Here is a 14,943-nt window from a genome sequence, read left to right as displayed (position 1 = left end):
CGCCGTCGCCGGGGGTGCAAGAGCGTGGCGCAGCGCGAACCCCCGCCTCTTGGATTTGCCAAAAGGTAACTGAATGCTGTGTACTGTCCGTAGGTCATCAAGGGGTCGATCGCACGGGGTGGAAATACATGCAGGCAATGGACAAGATCTCGAAGTTCTTGGAGCCGGCGACAGTGGTCGCGACCATCACCGCGACGATGTTGCTGGTGAACGTCCTGTGAACTCCGGCCGACCAACCGACGTCGCGAGGGCCGCGTCGGAGACGCCGACCTTCCGCTGACCGATCCGCACCTCCAGGCGGCAACGCCGAACCCGCAGGGGTTCTCGGAAGCTGCTCGAGTCCCACCTGGCTCGGGCACCGCTGGTGGTGCCGGTTCCCCGACACCGGCACCACCAGTACCTCCGCTCGGTTCGCTCGATACCATGACACCGGCGACGTCGCCGTAGACGTGGTGTCGTGTCGTGAATACGAGGGGGGGTGCACAGTGAGCGCGCGTCGTGTTGTTCGAAGGCTGACCATGGTCGGACTGGCGCTGGCCTTCTTGTCCGGGCTCGGCTGGGTCACCGTCTCGGTGTTCCCGTCCGACGCCTCCGCCGACCCCCAGTACCACGACTGCGCCAGCAGCCGTTGCGACGACGGTTCCTCGGAGTCCACCGGCGGCGGCAAGCCTCAGCATCCTCACCCGCCGTGCGAGAGTCGTCGCGGCTGCGGGGGCGGAGAGCCCAGCGAGACACGGGAACCCAGCGAGACCCGGGAACCCAGCGAGACTCGGGAACCGAGCGAGAGCACGAAACCGTCCGAGACGGCCGAGCCGTCGGAGACCACGGAACCGTCCGAGACCGCCGAACCCACGGAGACGCCGACTCCTTCCACGTCACGGGTCGTTGTCGCCCCGCCCCGTTCGATCAAATTGCCGCCGGTGGCCGAACCGGACATCGCGCGCCCGGACACGTCCGGGGACGGTGATTCCGGAAACGACTCCGGTTCCGATGCTGCTGATGCCGCCCCGGGCTCCGAGGGTCCTGCCGCACCCCCGGCGTTCGGGGGAGCGCCGGCCGGAGGTTCCGGCACCGGTCCCGGAGCCGCCGCGGCAGGCCAGGGGGCGAGTGGTCCCGCGGATTCCGCACCCCAGGATCGGCCTGCCGGGGAGACCCCGGGCAGCGGCGGACCGCCGCCCGCCGCGGAGGTACCGGCTCAGGGCGATCCGGCTGCTGCGCCGCCGGGAATGGTTCCGGTGGTCCACAGCGAGCCGTTGCCTGCGATCACCGTTCTCGGTGGGGTCGGCGTGCTGCTGTGCTTCGCCGGCGGCGCGGGTGCGCTGACCTTCAAGGGTGCTCGCGCACAACAGGCGCGCATCGCGGCCGCGCGGGCGGAATTCTTCCCGCCCGCTTCGAGTGGAGGGATGTAGTCGTGGGGGCGAACAGATCTCATCGTCGGGTGGCAGCGGCCGTGGACGCGGTGTGTGACGCGGCGGCCCGGGCCGAAGCGGTGTCACTCCGGCACGTGGTGGACGCGGTGGCCCGCGAACGGCAGCGTCCCATCGAATTGGATTTCACGAAGCCGATGGCGCCCGGAGTGTGCGGCCAGAGGCGCGCGTACCCGGATCGGGACGTGATCGTGCTGGCGCCGGGCCTACCGGACCTCGACCGCACGCTCGCGCATGAGCTGGGTCACATCGTGTTTCGGCACGAGGGAGCCGAGATCGTCGCCGCGACGCTCGAAGCCGGCGACGATCTGATCGCCTACATGCTGAGCCAGCGGTCGCGGCGGCGGGGAGACGAGCAGCCGTCCGACGAGGTGGCCGAGTGGGAGGCCGAGACGTTCGCGTCGATGCTGCTCATCCGGTTGAACACGATGCAGGGGCGCGGAACTCCCGTGTCCGTGCTCCGCTACGACGAGGCGATCGGCTGATGGGCTGGCTGGTTGCGCTCGTCGTCTGGACTGCCGCGGGTGCCCGGATCGGCCGGGTCGCCGCGCGCCAGCCGACGCCGCTGCGCGTGGCGATGGTGGTGGCGGTGTCCAGTGCGGCCCTCGCATCGACGCTGGCAGTCCCGGACGTCGCCGGGCGCCTCGACACCGTGGCCCCGACGGTCGGCCTGTCGGAGATCCTCCTCGAACTGGCGTGGACGCTGTTCGCCGCCGCGAGCGCGGTCGGCGCGGTCTCCGTGTGGCCGATACTCCCGCGTCCTGCGCTGCGTGCCGTCGCCGTGGTCGTCTACACCGTGGCAGTGGTGCTCGGAATCGGGCTGGCCGGTGGGTATCCCGTTCCTGCGCTCGTGTTCATCGTGATCGCACTGACCGCGGTGGTCGTGACCGGGATCCGGCACGTCGCGTGGACACCCCTCGGCCGCGGAATCTCACTGATCGTCGTCGGATCGGCGATCGTGCTGGCGGCGGCGGTCGTGGGACTGGTGCGTGAGGTGTCGGGGGAGACGTGGGCGGTCGGCTCCTCCTCGGCGTACACCGTCGCGGCCGTGGTCGTGTCGGTCGGAACCGTCTGGGTGCTCGTCGAAACCTGGCTGCGCGCACGGCAGGACCTGCGCCGCATGGACACTCTGCATTCGGTGCTCGTCGCACGGTTCCCCGAGGTGGTCGAGGGCGACGGCAAGGGGAGCACGACCGTTCTCCGCGCCTCCGACGCCGTCGCGCACGTCATGGATGCCCTGTACCTGCAGGCGGGTGCGGGCATGCTCGATACGGACGAACAGGATCTTCCGGAATCGACGGCCGAACGCACCTGGATTCTCGCGCACTGGATCGACGACCCGGTCGCCTCGGACGTCCTCGACACCGAGTGGATCGCGCCGCCCCAGGGCACGTCGCCGCGCCGATGGGTGCTCGATCTGGCGGACGCGTACGCCGAGTTCCGGAAGTCGGCCCCGATTCCTGCGGACCAGCCGGAGCCGCCGGTCAGTCCGGCGAACCGGTAACGAGCCACCCGCAGGGCGAGGCGAGGTCTTCTGCCTCCGGCGGTCCCATGGATCCCGCGGGGTAGGGCTTGGCAGGGGGAGGGTCACGCAGCAGCTCGTCGGCGACGGTCCAGACGTGCGCCAAGCCGTCGGGGCGCGTGAACAGCGACCGGTCGCCGTGCAGGACGTCGAGGATGAGCCGCGAATAGGGTGCGAGGGCGTGGGCGAGCGGCACCGTGTCGAGGGGCAGGCCCAGATGACCCACCGACAGACTGTCGTCGGGTCCGGGTTCCTTGACGACCATGGAGATGTCGATCTCGCCGTCCCCGGACAGATCGAATGTCAGGACGGCGCCGTCCGGCGGAATGTCCGTGAGCGGTCCCTGGGGACTTCGGAAGACCAGACTGACCCGTTGCCTGCTGACGCCCAGCATCTTTCCGGTCCGGAGGAGGAACGGCACCCCACGCCAGCGGTCCGTGTCGACCCACAGCCGGGCGGCGACGAACGTCTCCGTCGTCGAATCGTCCGCGACGCCGTCGACGTCGCGGTACCCCTCGTACTGGCCGAGCACCACGTCGGCCGTGTCGAGGGGACGGAACGCCCCGATCACGGATTCCCGGGCGGATTGGAGGTCGTCGGCGCCCAACGTCTGCGGCGGCTCCATCGCGATCTCGGCGGCGACCTGGAACAGATGGGTCACCAGCATGTCGAGGACGGCGCCGGTGGCGTCGTAGAACCGGGAGCGGTCGTCGATGTCGAGCGTCTCCGGCACGTCGATCTGCACCTGCTCGACGTGTTCCCGGTTCCAGACGCCCTCGATCATCCCGTTGGCGAAGCGCAGGATGTGCAGATTCTGGGTGCTCTCCTTGCCGAGGAAATGATCGATCCGATAGATCTGCTTCTCGTCGAGGACGTGGTGCACGGCTTCGTCGAGTTCGGTGAACGCCGCCTGGGACGTCCCGAACGGCTTCTCGTAGACGACGCGTGCGCCACGGGCCAGGTCGTGAGCGCCGAGCGCACGGGTGGTCTCGGCGAATGTACTGGGGGGCAGGGCCAGGTAGTGCACCAACTGCGCGTCTGCCGCGTGAAGGTCTTCCCGCGCCTGCCGAACGGCTGCGGGTAGCGTTCCCGGGTTGTCGGGGGTGAAACCGCCGCCGGCGAATCTCAGCCGCCGCGCGAACGCCTCCCAGTCGGTGTCGTCGTGCGGTACTCCGAACTGGTGCAGGACGTCGCGCACGTGGTCACGGAACTGATCGTCGGAGACGTTGCCGCGGCCCGTGCCGATCAGCATCCACTCGGAGTTCAGGAGCCCTGACTGGGCGAGCTGGAAGAACGCGGGGATGACCATGCGTTTGGACAGGTCCCCGGTGGCGCCGAAGAGGACGAAGATCGTGGGACCGAGCTGCGGTCTGTCAACCATTGCTCCATCATGCGCCACGTGGACACACCGGGCAGGGCATTCCGGCGGTGTCGTCTTGTGCGCCCGGTGACTTCTACCCGGATGTCGGGTGCGACCTGCGGCGAACTCGTTGCCGCCCAACGGATCCGGTGATCAGCGGGACGCGTCCGGTGGGACCTCCGGCAAACCCTCGCTGGCGCGGAGTTTCTCGGCCATCGTGGTGAGCAGGTTCTGCGACTCTTCGGAGAGGTCGAACGCGCGGCTGGAGAGCTTGCGAAGTCCGTATCCCTGGAGTTGAGAGAGAAGCTCGAGATCGTGGTCGATCTTCGCGGCGTAGATGTCGTTGAAGAAGTAGTCGGGCTTCACCTTGAAGAAGCGAGCGAATGCCGCGACCGTTTCGTCGGAGGGATTGGTGCGTTGTCCTGATCGGAGCTGGGAGATGTAGGGCTTCGAGATCTGATGCCCGTCCGCGATGAGTGCCGCCGCGACCTCTGCGTTGGTATGCGGTTTACGTCCCGGAGGGTGGACCGTGTCGAAGAGCTTGTTCAACCGCGCAGCAAAATCTGCCATTGTGAGCCGCCGGGTCCTCTCTCGTGCGCGCGTCAGTCGTGTGAACGACACCGTACCACGATGATAACCGATTGATAACTCACGGACATAGAGGCAAAACGTCGCTCGTCGACGCCGGGCTTATCTCATATATGTTTCAACGATCGCCTGCTCCTCGCTTGCGGATCGCCGACAATTCGGGCGCCCTCTGTGCTCGTCACGCGCGTTCTACCGTTGAAAGTTCAAGAGAGGCGTCGGTGCGGGGCGCGAGACGGCTGCCTCGTCGGTGGCGGCCGCCGGCGCGGCTGCGTGGTTGCCCTTTCAATCACTGGGAGTTAGCTGGCAACGTCGCAGGGGTGTCTGCCGTCGGGTTGCGGTGCCTATACCCCCAGTTCAGGGCAATTGTGTTGCGTTGCGCATCGCAACGTCGAGAGGTCGCTCGCGGCCCGCGGGGCTTTGTGAACAGTACTGTGAAGGAGGGGCAACCGCACGGGCGCCGGGCCGCGCGCCGCCGATCCGCCCCCCGTTCGCCGGGTGATCCCGGTGGATTCCCTCCGTCCAGCTGGACGATTGTCCAGCTCAGATGGGGTTCCGCCACTGCGGCGCACCCCTCGAGTCTGGCCAAATCTGAAGCCGTCGGGGATGATTGTGATATGGAACACAGAATGAGTGACGCCGAGCTTCGGAAGGCGATTCGAGTTCTGCGCGAGCGCGCCGACGACGCCCGGCACCGAGGAAACGACGACGACGCCAACGGAATCGAGAGGACGATTCGCACCTATCAGGAAGAAATGACCCAGCGGTTGTGAACCGTCACGAACCGGCCCGGAGAGGGCCGGTTCGCGTTTTTCCTCGGGAAAGGCGCCCGTGCAGTTGCGTGCGCGCAATCAGATTGCGTGCGTAGACTTCCAGCCGACACGGATCGGTGACGACGGGGGCGCGCACGGCTATGGCGATCAAAACTCTGGACGGCAAGAAGTGCCTGATCACGGGTGCAGGTAGCGGGATCGGGCAGGCGACCGCACTGGCGGCCGCGGCGGAGGGCGCCGAACTCTTCCTCACCGACATCAACGAGGTCGGCCTGGCGCAGACGGTCGAACAAGTCGGCAGCCGCGGGGGCACCGTCAGTTTCTCGCGCGCCCTCGACGTGTCCGACTACGACGCCGTCGCCGCATTCGCCGCCGATGTCCACGATCAGTTCGGCAGCCTCGACGTCGTCATGAACGTCGCCGGTATCTCCGCGTGGGGGACCGTCGAGAATCTCGAACACCGCCACTGGAAGTCCATGGTGGACGTGAATCTGATGGGTCCGATCCACATCATCGAGAGCTTCCTGCCGCCGATGGTGCGGGCGGGACGCGGCGGTCACCTGGTCAACGTCTCTTCCGCCGCCGGTCTGCTGGCACTCCCGTGGCATGCGGCCTACAGCGCAAGCAAATTCGGGCTCCGCGGAGTGTCCGAGGTTCTGCGGTTCGATCTCAAACGGCACGGTATCGGCGTGAGCCTGGTGGTTCCCGGGGCAGTCAAGACGCCGCTGGTGGGCACCGTCGAGATCGCCGGGGTCGATCGCGACGACCCGCGCATCCAGAAGGCGATCCACCGCTTCGAGAAGCGGGCCGTCACGCCCGAGAAGGTCGCGTCCTGCATCATCGCCGGCGTCAAGAAGGACCGGTACCTGGTGTACACGTCGCCGGACATCCGGTTCGGCTACTGGTGGGCCCGCAAGTTCTCGCCGCCGTACGACTTCGTGATGCAGAGGGCCAACGACCAGTTCAGCAAGTTCCTGTAGAACCTAGAACTCTCCGCCCCGGGTGGGGGCGCTCGGGGCGAGCACCGTCCCGTCGGTGAATCGGACGCCGTCGGTGCACCGGCACTCGACCTGACCGCCGCCGAACTGCTCGGCGTGGAGCCGTGCGTACAACCCTTGCCGTGCAAGGAGTTCGGTGTGCGTGCCGCGCTCGATCAGCGTTCCTTCGTCGATCACGAAGATCACGTCGGCGTGCTGAATGGTGGACAGCCGGTGGGCGATCGCGAGGGTGGTGCGTCCGCGCATCACCTCACCGAGAGCTCGCTGGACGAGTCGCTCGGAGACCGTGTCGAGCGCGGACGTCGCCTCGTCGAGGATCAGTACGCGGGGGTTCTTCAGCAGCACCCGCGCGATGGCCAATCGCTGCTTCTCCCCACCGGACAGGCGGAATCCTCTTTCGCCGACCAGGGTGTCGTATCCGTCGTCGAATCCGAGGATGCGGTCGTGAATGTTGGCGGCCTCGGCCGCGGCCTGCAGTTCGGCATCGGTCGCGTCCGGTTCGGCGTATCGAAGGTTGTCGGCGATCGAGGCGTGGAACAGATACGGGTCCTGAGTGACCATTCCGACCGCCTCGGCGAGCGAGCTCATGGTCAGGTCGCGCACGTCGTAGCCGTCGACCCGGACGGCGCCACTGTCCACCTCGTACAGGCGCGGCACGAGGTAGCAGAGCGTGGTCTTGCCCGCGCCGGACGGTCCGACGAAGGCGGCGAGCTGACCAGGCTCGATCTCCAGGGACGTGCCCGCGACCGCCCAGCGCCGGCTGCGGCGTTCCGCGGGTTCGGTTTCGGGCGCCGCCGCTGCCGGAAGGCGAGGTGCGACGGTCGCGACGCCGCGCATGCCGCCGCCCCCGCCGCCGCGACCCAGGCTGCGCAGTGCCACCGGGTCGGGATCGGCGGTGGCCAGCCGGATGGGCGCGGGATACGCGAAGTACACGTCGTCCAGCTCCACCCGTCCGGGTGAGTCCGCGGGCAACTCGACGGCATCCGGGCGGTTCACGATCGCGGGTTGCAGATCGAGGTACTCGAAGATGCGGCGGAACAACGCCATCGACGTCTGGACGTCGAGGGTGACCCGCATCAGCGAGACCAACGGTTGCAGCAACCTGGCCTGCAGGGTCGAGAACGCGACGAGTGTGCCCGCCGAGAGCGCCGCGGAACCGCCACTGACGAGATAGCCCGCCAGCAGGTAGACGAGAGCGGGAGTGATCGCCATGAACGAGCTGACGACGGCGAAGAAGCCCTGACCCGTCATGGCCTGCCGCACCTGCAGTTCGGTCTGCCGGGCGTTCTCGGTTCGATACCGGTCGAGTTCGGTGTCTGCCTGGTTGAACACCTTCGTCAGCAGCACACCCGAGACGCTCAGCGCTTCCTCGGTGATTGCGGTCATGTCCGACAACGACTCCTGCGTCTTGCGCGCGAGAACCCGTCGCCGGGCGCCGACCCGCCGCTGCAGGTACACGAAGCCGGGGAGCAGCGCGACCGCGAGAAGCGTCAGCTGCCACGACAGCAGCAGCATCGCGATGAGGGACGCCGTGACGGTGACGACGTTCGACAGGATGCTCGATGCCGTGGACGTGAGGACCGACCGCACCCCACCGACGTCGTTGGCCAGACGCGATTGGATCGAGCCGGTCTTGGTGGACGTGAAGAATGCCAGTTCCATCTTCTCGAGATGGGCGAACAGGCGTTCCCGGAGATCCGCCATCGACAGGTTGCCGACCTTGGTGGTGAGGTAGCTCTGGCCGACGCCGATCAGCGAACCCGCCAGCGTCACCGCGATCATCGCCACGACCAGCCACAGCAGCAGTGTCAGATGGACACCGCTGCCGTCGGTGGGAAACAGGGCGCGGTCGAACACCGCCTTCGTGAGGAACGGGTTCACGATGCCGAGCAGTGAGGACACGACGATGGCGGCCGCGACGAGCACCAGCCACCCGCGGTAGGGACGCAGGAGCGCCCAGATGCGGGGGAGCAGCGAAGGCTCGGCGGGTGCCTCCGGGGCCTGCTGGGTGGATGTGGGACCGGTCGCGGGCATCTCCCCATCGTGCCCATCCGCCGCGGTCCTGGCGAGCGGATTGGACGCGACCCGTCCTGCTGCATCGGTCCGGTGGTTACGGAAGGTCCCCGTGCTCGGGGATGCCGAGCTCGTTTCGCACCGCGGTGAGGAAGTCTTCCTGGGCGCTGATCCCGGCCTGGAAGTGGTCGGCGAACTGTTGCTGACTGGCGGCCAGGGCGTCCGCAGCCACGACGTCATCGGTCGCGAAGTCGGTAGTCAGCCAGCCGATCGTCTCGGATCCGGCGAAGTATTCGACCACCATTCGCCGTGCCGATTCCACGACCGGTTCGGAGCCGATCAACTCCACCGCGGTGAACTTCGAGCCGAGGACGATGTTCTGCCGAGGTAGCGGGCGGAGGACGTCGACGATCATGGTCTGGAGGTCGGTGCCGTCGAAGCGATCGAAGGCCACCGAGACGGAACCCGAGGTGATGCGCACCTCGTTGGCCGCGGTCAGGAGTTCCGAGTAGATCTGCTGCCGCTGCGTACGCAGGAACTCGTTCGAGGATTGGTTCACCGCCGCCTCGACCTGATTCGACGTGTTCAGCAAGGTGAACACCCCTCCACACACGGAGCCGATCAGGGTGCCGACGATGGCCATCGAGGCCACGAGCACGCTGAGCCGAAACTCGTGGCGCCGCACGTCCGTTCGGTCGAGGGGTTTGACGCCGTCACGCTCGTTCATCGTCCTGCTCCTTTCGGCCCACCACCGCTTTCCCCTGACCTTCCCGTGCGGCCGGCGTCCCGTCGCGCGTAGTCGACTACTCAGGTTGTGACACCCCGTCGAGAGCGCTGAGCCGGGCCACCTGCGCCGCGAGGTACTGCTGCTCCGGCACACTGGTGGTGCGGTTGGCCGCCGAGCGGTAGTGCGTGCGGGCCGATTCCGGGTCGCCGGCCATGTCGAACAGGTGAGCGCGCACGGCGTCGAGGCGATAGTGCCCGGCCAGGGTGTCGTCGAGGGGCTCGAGCATCGTCAGCCCCGTGGCCGGTCCGTGCACCATCGCGGCGGCCACGGCGCGGTTCAGTGTCACCATCGGGTTGTCCGACATACGCTCGAGCACACCGTACAGCGCGAGGATCTGCGCCCAGTCGGTGTCTTCGACCCGATCCGCGTCGTCGTGCACCGCCGCGATTCCGGCCTGCAGTTGGTAGGCCCCAATCGAGCCGTGGGCGACGGCGTCCATGACCACCCGCTGACCCTCGACGATCAGTTCCCGGTTCCACAGCGTGCGATCCTGCTCGGCCAGCGGGATCAGCTCGCCGTGCGGGCCGGTACGGGCGGGGCGGCGGGCATCGGTCAACAGCATCAACGCCAGCAGCCCACCCACCTCACCGTCGTCCGGCAGCATCGCGTGCACCGCCCGCGTGAGCCGGATCGCCTCGGCGGACAGTTCGGTGCGATGCAGCTGATCGCCGATGCTGCTGGCGTAGCCCTCGTTGAAGATCAGATACAGCACGTGCAGCACCGACCGCAGGCGTTCCGTCCACTCGTCACTCGTCGGCCGTCGGAACGGTATCCCCGACGCCGTGATGCGTTGCTTTCCGCGACTGATCCGTTGTGCCATAGTCGCTTCCGGAACCAGGAACGCGTTGGCGATCTCGGCGGTGGTGAGCCCCCCGACCGCGCGCAGTGTCAACGCGATGGCCGAGGCCGGCGTGAGCGCAGGATGGCAGCACAGGAACAGCAGGAGCAGCGTGTCGTCGCTGTCCGGCACGTCCGGCGCCGGCGGCACCTGCCGGGCGACCACTTCCTCTCGCGTGCGGCGGGCGATCTCGCTGCGGATCTGATCGGTCATCTTGCGGGTGGCGGTCTGGATCAACCAGCCACGCGGATTGTCCGGCAACCCCTCCAGTGGCCAGTGCCGGGCCGCCGCGAGCAGCGCCTCCTGCACCGCGTCCTCGGACCCCTCGAAATCACCGGACCTCCGCACGAGCGCGCCGAGGACCTGCGGCGCGAGTTCGCGCAGCAGGCCCTCGAGAGCGGCGTCGGTTCTCACAGATCGCTGTCGGGAGCGCCCATCACCTGCCGGACCTCGATCGGTTGCCGGATCGGCAGCCCGTCGGGGCCCGGTGCCGCCGACGTCCGCGCGGCGATCTCCAGCGCCCGCTCCTCGGATTCGACGTCGATCATGCGGTACCCGGCGAGCAGTTCCTTCGATTCGGGGAACGGTCCATCGGTCACCACCGGAGCGCCCTTGCCGTCGAACGTGACACGTTTCGCGACGTCCGGTCCGGCGAGCCCCTGCGCGTCGACGAGTTCACCCTGCGCGACGAGCTCCGCGTTGAGGTCCTGCTGAAACCGGATGTGCGCCTGCACGTCCTCCGGCTTCCACTCGGTCATCGGCACGTCGCACCCCGCGCCGCCCTCGTAGTGCTGCAGCAACATGAACTTCGGCATCTCTGTCTCCTCACCCGGTGTGGCGCCCATTCTGGCGCTTTCAGGAACAGGACGGAGCACATCCGAGGTTCTCTACACACTTCGGGAACTTTCTTCGAAGAATTTCTTCAGCGGTGCCCGGCGTGCAGACAGTCCTCGAACAGGGTCCGCACCTCGTCGACGTGCCGGTCGAGATCCGCGAGGTCCCAGCCGTCGGTCGGCACGGGTGCGAGTACGTCGACGTCGACGGTGCCGGGATGCGCGACGAGGGAGTTCCGCCACATCCGTTCGCCCGCGTTGTGGATGACGATCGGCACGATCGGCACGCCCGCCTGCATCGCCAGGTGGAACCCGCCCTTCTTGAACTTGCCGAGGCGCGGAGTCGGCGAGCGGGTGCCCTCGGGGGCGATCGCGATGGAGATCCCGGACTGCAGTTTCTCCACGGCCGGGCGGAGGGCAGCCCTCGCCTTCGTGCTGTCCGCCCTGTCGATGTACGCGACGTCGAGCAGCGCCCCCACGGGAATGAACCGGGGATCGCGCGCGGCCTCCTTCTTCGCGACGCCGGTGACATCGCGACGGATGACGCTGCCGATCACCAGCATGTCGAGCGAACTCTGGTGATTGAACATGAAGACCGCGGGCCTGGCCGACCACGCATTCTCCTTGCCCTTGATGCGCACGTTGATCCCGCAGATCGCGAGCGCGAGATCCGGGCCGAAGCTGCCGACCAGGTTGGCGCCCGTCTGCCGGTTCTGGGTGAGCAGGCCGGCGGAGACGCCGAACGCGGCCGCCCCCATCAGGGCGCCGATCGCCGTGGTGGTGCGGGCGATGGACATCGGGTCGGCGCCGCTCTCCGGCGGTCGCAGATTCACCGACGGCCACCCGTTCTGCCGCGCCGTCGCCGCCAGCTTGCGGTCGGGGTTCAGTGCCACGGGATGTCCTACCGACTTCAGCATCGGAATATCTTCTGCGCCGTTGGAGTACGCGAAGCTGTCACCCAGATCCGCTCCGTACTTCTCGGCGTACTCGCGCAGTGCCTCGGCCTTGGCCGGACCCCACAGCGGCGGCGATTCGAGCTTCCCGGTGAGCATCCCGTCCAGAACCGCGGGCCGGGTGCACAGCACGTCCTCGGCGTCGATGTCGAGGTCCGCGGCCACCGACAGTGCCTGATAGGGGGTGGCGGAGGTGGCCATCACCACCCGGTGACCGGCGTGCCGGTGCGCGGCGAGCAGTCCGCGGACCTCCGAGAAGATCATCCTCGCGATCTCCTGGCGGAACAGCCGCTGCCCCCACTCCTGCATCTCGTCCTCCATACGCCCCGCCAGGCTCTGCACTCCGATGCGCATCAGGTTGCCGACATCGGCGCCCCGGAAGCGGGTCTCCACCGCGGCGCCCGTGGTGCGCAGAAGCTCGGCCACGCTGATGTCGAAGCGACGCAGACGGTCCCGGTAGACGACGCTCGCCGAGTACCCGCTGATCAAGGTCCCGTCCAGGTCGAACGCGGCGAGGGTGCCCGGGCCGGGAACGGCGGCCGCGATGTCGTCGTGGAGACTGCGGAGATCGCTCATCTACTCACCTACCACCCATCTGGTCGAGATTCTCGTGCGCGATGGCCCGGATGCGCAGCACCTGATCGATCAGGGTCTGGAGTTCGGCGTCGAACTCGACTCGCCGTGCCGCCATGTTCTCGGCGTTCGGTTCGACGAGCCCCCGATTTCGTGCCAGCTTGAGCGCAGTTGTGAAGAGTTCGGCCGAAATCGACTCGCTGCTCCCGATCTGCTGCCGGAGGCGCCGCTGCTCGGCGAGCGCGAGGCACGACGTCATGAACGCCTTCTCGTCGAACTTCCGGTCCACGGGAGTGCGGAGCAGCTGACCCGCGACCACGGCATACGCCTCCAGGAACGGCTGCAGAACCCGGTGTGCCAGGTGAATACGCATACCGGACAACAGGTTCGCCGCATGTTGCGGGTCACCGAGATTCGACTCCCATGCCGGGTCGATCAGATCCAACTCGGCTCGCAGTTCCTTCCGGAAGCTGTCCTTCTCGCTGAAGAAGAATTCGAACTTGAGGAGATCGCGAATGCGCAGCGCCGCATCCCATCCGTCGTTCAGCGGATCGGTGAACTGCTGATCGACGGCCGCCCGTAGCACCATCTCCGCGATCGCCCGCATCACCAGGAAGTGAATCGTGTTGTTGCGGTAGAACGCTGCCACGAGATGCTGATCCCGGCCGAGGTAGAACACCCGTTCGCTGCCCTGATCGAAGCTCTTCAATACCCCGGAGTCGAGGTGGGTGCGGACGGCCTTGCGGATCACCTGCGGATCGGTCAGGTCCACGTCGCCGGCGGTCGGCAGCGAGCGCGCCGTGATGTAGTCCACGAGGGGTCCGAGAATGGCACCGACCTCGGCGACGGTGAGCGCCCGGTCCTCGATGCCGAGGAACGCGAGCATGACGAGCGACGACGCCGTGACAGGGGTGACCTCGTTGATGCGGTGACACACCTCGAACGCCGTCTTCTGCACCGCCAGCCGCAGGTCGTCCTCCTGGCCCAGGTAGTCCGCCAGCGACATCGGCCTGCCGACGTTGACGTGCGCGACACCGTGCCGTTGACCCTGGGCCCGAACGTATCCGAAGAGCCAGCGCAGACTCTCCTTGCTCTTCGCCTGGCCGTGCGCCTCCGCCGCCATCGCCCCGACCTCGTAGAGCTGGTCGTACGTCAGCGACACCGGGACGAGGTACACGTCGGACATCCCGCTGTCCTGGAAGGCTTTCGCGAGGTAGTTGAGCAGACCGAACCGCGGCGGCCGCAGCTTCCCGGTGCGGCTGCGCCCGCCCTCGATGTACCACTCGAGGTTGAACCGCTTCGTGAGCAGGTAGCGCATGTACTCGCGGAGCGTCCACTTGTAGATCTCGTCGCCCTCGATCTTCCGGCGGATGAACACGGTGCCGCTGCGCTTGCCGATCGGTCCGATCGGCCAGAAGTTGATGTTCAGACCGCCCATCACGTGGTTGAGCGGAAGGTCGTTCGCGAGCAGCGCCGGGCGCAACACCAGAGGGTCGAGGTACGAGCGGTGACTGGGCAGGAACACCAGGGAATGTTCCTTGTTCAGCTCCCGCAGCTCGTCGAGGCGGGTGGTGTCGACGTCGAGTCGGTAGGCGCGGGAGAAGTAGCGGCCCAACTGGTCCCACAGCGCGATGGCCCGCCTGCTCTGCGCGGCGACCATCTCGTCCAGCGCCCCCCGGGCCCGGCGATCCACCTCGGCGACGGGGAGGTTCAGTTTCGCGGACAGCTCCCTGGTGCCGGCGTGGTACCGGCTGGCGTCGGTGATCTCGTCGACGACGAACTTCGACACCTTGTACTGCGTGCCCAGGAGGGTGCGTTCCGCCCGCTCCAGGGTCAGCGCTGCCTGGCGGCGAATGAAGTCCGGAAGCGACCCGCCACCGTTCTCGGCGAGCCGGCGTTCGAGGTCGCTGAGCGGGGCCGGGTCGCCTTCCAGGACCTGGCAGCGGGCCGGGTCGTCGCGCATCACCCGGCGCTGCATGTTCTGGCCGGGGTGCAGCGGATCGCGCAGCGACAAGGTTTCCCGGAATCGCTGCGCGCCGTCCGGATGGGTCTCCTTCGGCAGCCAGACCACCCGGAGCGGGGTGAGCAGCGGGTCATCCTTCCGGCGTACGAGATCGGCGAGGGCCTGGTCGGTGACGCGGACCGTCGGCGGCGGCTGACCGGAGTCGTTCGCCTGCCGCTCCAGCCACGTGCGGAGAACGTCGTCCTCCATGTCGCTCATCGTCTCGATGAGATAGACCCGCGGCCGTGTCGTCTGCTCGTCCATCGCGCCAGCCTTTCC

General features: G+C 67.6%; 13 protein-coding genes. 5 read left to right on the top strand and 8 right to left on the bottom strand.

The window, feature by feature from the left end; genetic code table 11:
* The first annotated feature begins 485 nt into the window (after positions 1-485).
* From OYT95_RS08430 to OYT95_RS08420, 3 genes are read left to right on the top strand one after another with little or no spacing between them, the layout of a single operon-like run.
* Positions 486-1,409, top strand: coding sequence for a cell surface protein (locus OYT95_RS08430; protein ID WP_268791169.1), 924 nt, complete (start codon positions 486-488; stop codon positions 1,407-1,409).
* A 2-nt stretch (positions 1,410-1,411) separates the two neighbouring features.
* Positions 1,412-1,912, top strand: coding sequence for an ImmA/IrrE family metallo-endopeptidase (locus OYT95_RS08425; RefSeq protein WP_011597782.1), 501 nt, complete (start codon positions 1,412-1,414; stop codon positions 1,910-1,912).
* A complete protein-coding gene (locus tag OYT95_RS08420) occupies positions 1,912-2,931 on the top strand; it encodes a hypothetical protein (RefSeq protein WP_112300814.1) in 1,020 nt (339 codons plus the stop codon). Before OYT95_RS08425 ends, OYT95_RS08420 begins: the two co-directional genes overlap by 1 nt.
* Here OYT95_RS08420 and OYT95_RS08415 read toward each other — a convergent pair.
* Positions 2,912-4,330, bottom strand: coding sequence for a glucose-6-phosphate dehydrogenase (locus OYT95_RS08415; RefSeq protein WP_268791168.1), 1,419 nt, complete (start codon positions 4,328-4,330; stop codon positions 2,912-2,914). The two genes, OYT95_RS08420 and OYT95_RS08415, sit on opposite strands and share 20 nt — an antisense overlap.
* Positions 4,331-4,462: 132 nt before the next feature.
* Positions 4,463-4,879 carry a helix-turn-helix domain-containing protein gene (locus tag OYT95_RS08410; RefSeq protein WP_005238699.1) on the bottom strand — a complete coding sequence of 139 codons (417 nt, stop codon included), beginning with the start codon at positions 4,877-4,879 and terminating at the stop codon, positions 4,463-4,465.
* A 644-nt stretch (positions 4,880-5,523) separates the two neighbouring features.
* Here OYT95_RS08410 and OYT95_RS08405 point away from each other — a divergent pair.
* A complete protein-coding gene (locus OYT95_RS08405) occupies positions 5,524-5,667 on the top strand; it encodes a hypothetical protein (RefSeq protein ID WP_005561362.1) in 144 nt (47 codons plus the stop codon).
* A gap of 140 nt (positions 5,668-5,807) precedes the next feature.
* Positions 5,808-6,647, top strand: a complete 840-nt coding sequence (locus OYT95_RS08400) for an SDR family oxidoreductase (RefSeq protein WP_037243772.1) — start codon at positions 5,808-5,810, stop codon at positions 6,645-6,647.
* A gap of 3 nt (positions 6,648-6,650) precedes the next feature.
* On the opposite strand, the gene OYT95_RS08395 is transcribed toward OYT95_RS08400, so the two are convergent.
* The 6 genes from OYT95_RS08395 to OYT95_RS08370 all read right to left on the bottom strand — a co-directional run bounded on the left by OYT95_RS08395 (position 6,651) and on the right by OYT95_RS08370 (position 14,928).
* On the bottom strand, positions 6,651-8,699 hold the full coding sequence (locus OYT95_RS08395; RefSeq protein WP_268791167.1) for an ABC transporter ATP-binding protein: 2,049 nt from the start codon (positions 8,697-8,699) through the stop codon (positions 6,651-6,653).
* Between the two features lie 76 nt (positions 8,700-8,775).
* Entirely contained in the window at positions 8,776-9,405 is a 630-nt protein-coding gene (locus OYT95_RS08390) for a hypothetical protein (protein ID WP_268791166.1), read from the bottom strand.
* Positions 9,406-9,481: 76 nt separating this feature from the next.
* Positions 9,482-10,717, bottom strand: coding sequence for an RNA polymerase sigma factor (locus tag OYT95_RS08385; protein ID WP_268791165.1), 1,236 nt, complete (start codon positions 10,715-10,717; stop codon positions 9,482-9,484).
* Positions 10,714-11,118 carry a YciI family protein gene (locus OYT95_RS08380; protein ID WP_268791164.1) on the bottom strand — a complete coding sequence of 135 codons (405 nt, stop codon included), beginning with the start codon at positions 11,116-11,118 and terminating at the stop codon, positions 10,714-10,716. The genes OYT95_RS08385 and OYT95_RS08380 overlap by 4 nt, the downstream gene beginning before the upstream one ends.
* Positions 11,119-11,225: 107 nt before the next feature.
* Entirely contained in the window at positions 11,226-12,665 is a 1,440-nt protein-coding gene (locus OYT95_RS08375; protein ID WP_037243782.1) for an HAD-IB family hydrolase, read from the bottom strand.
* 4 nt (positions 12,666-12,669) lie between these two features.
* Positions 12,670-14,928 carry a glycerol-3-phosphate 1-O-acyltransferase gene (locus OYT95_RS08370; protein ID WP_037243784.1) on the bottom strand — a complete coding sequence of 753 codons (2,259 nt, stop codon included), beginning with the start codon at positions 14,926-14,928 and terminating at the stop codon, positions 12,670-12,672.
* Between the last annotated feature and the right edge of the window lie 15 nt (positions 14,929-14,943).

Source organism: Rhodococcus sp. JS3073 (genome assembly GCF_026810085.1).
GTDB classification, from domain to species: Bacteria; Actinomycetota; Actinomycetes; order Mycobacteriales; family Mycobacteriaceae; genus Rhodococcus_F; species Rhodococcus_F wratislaviensis.
Note: the sequence above shows the minus strand (reverse complement) of the source record. Positions and strands in the feature narration are given on the sequence as shown.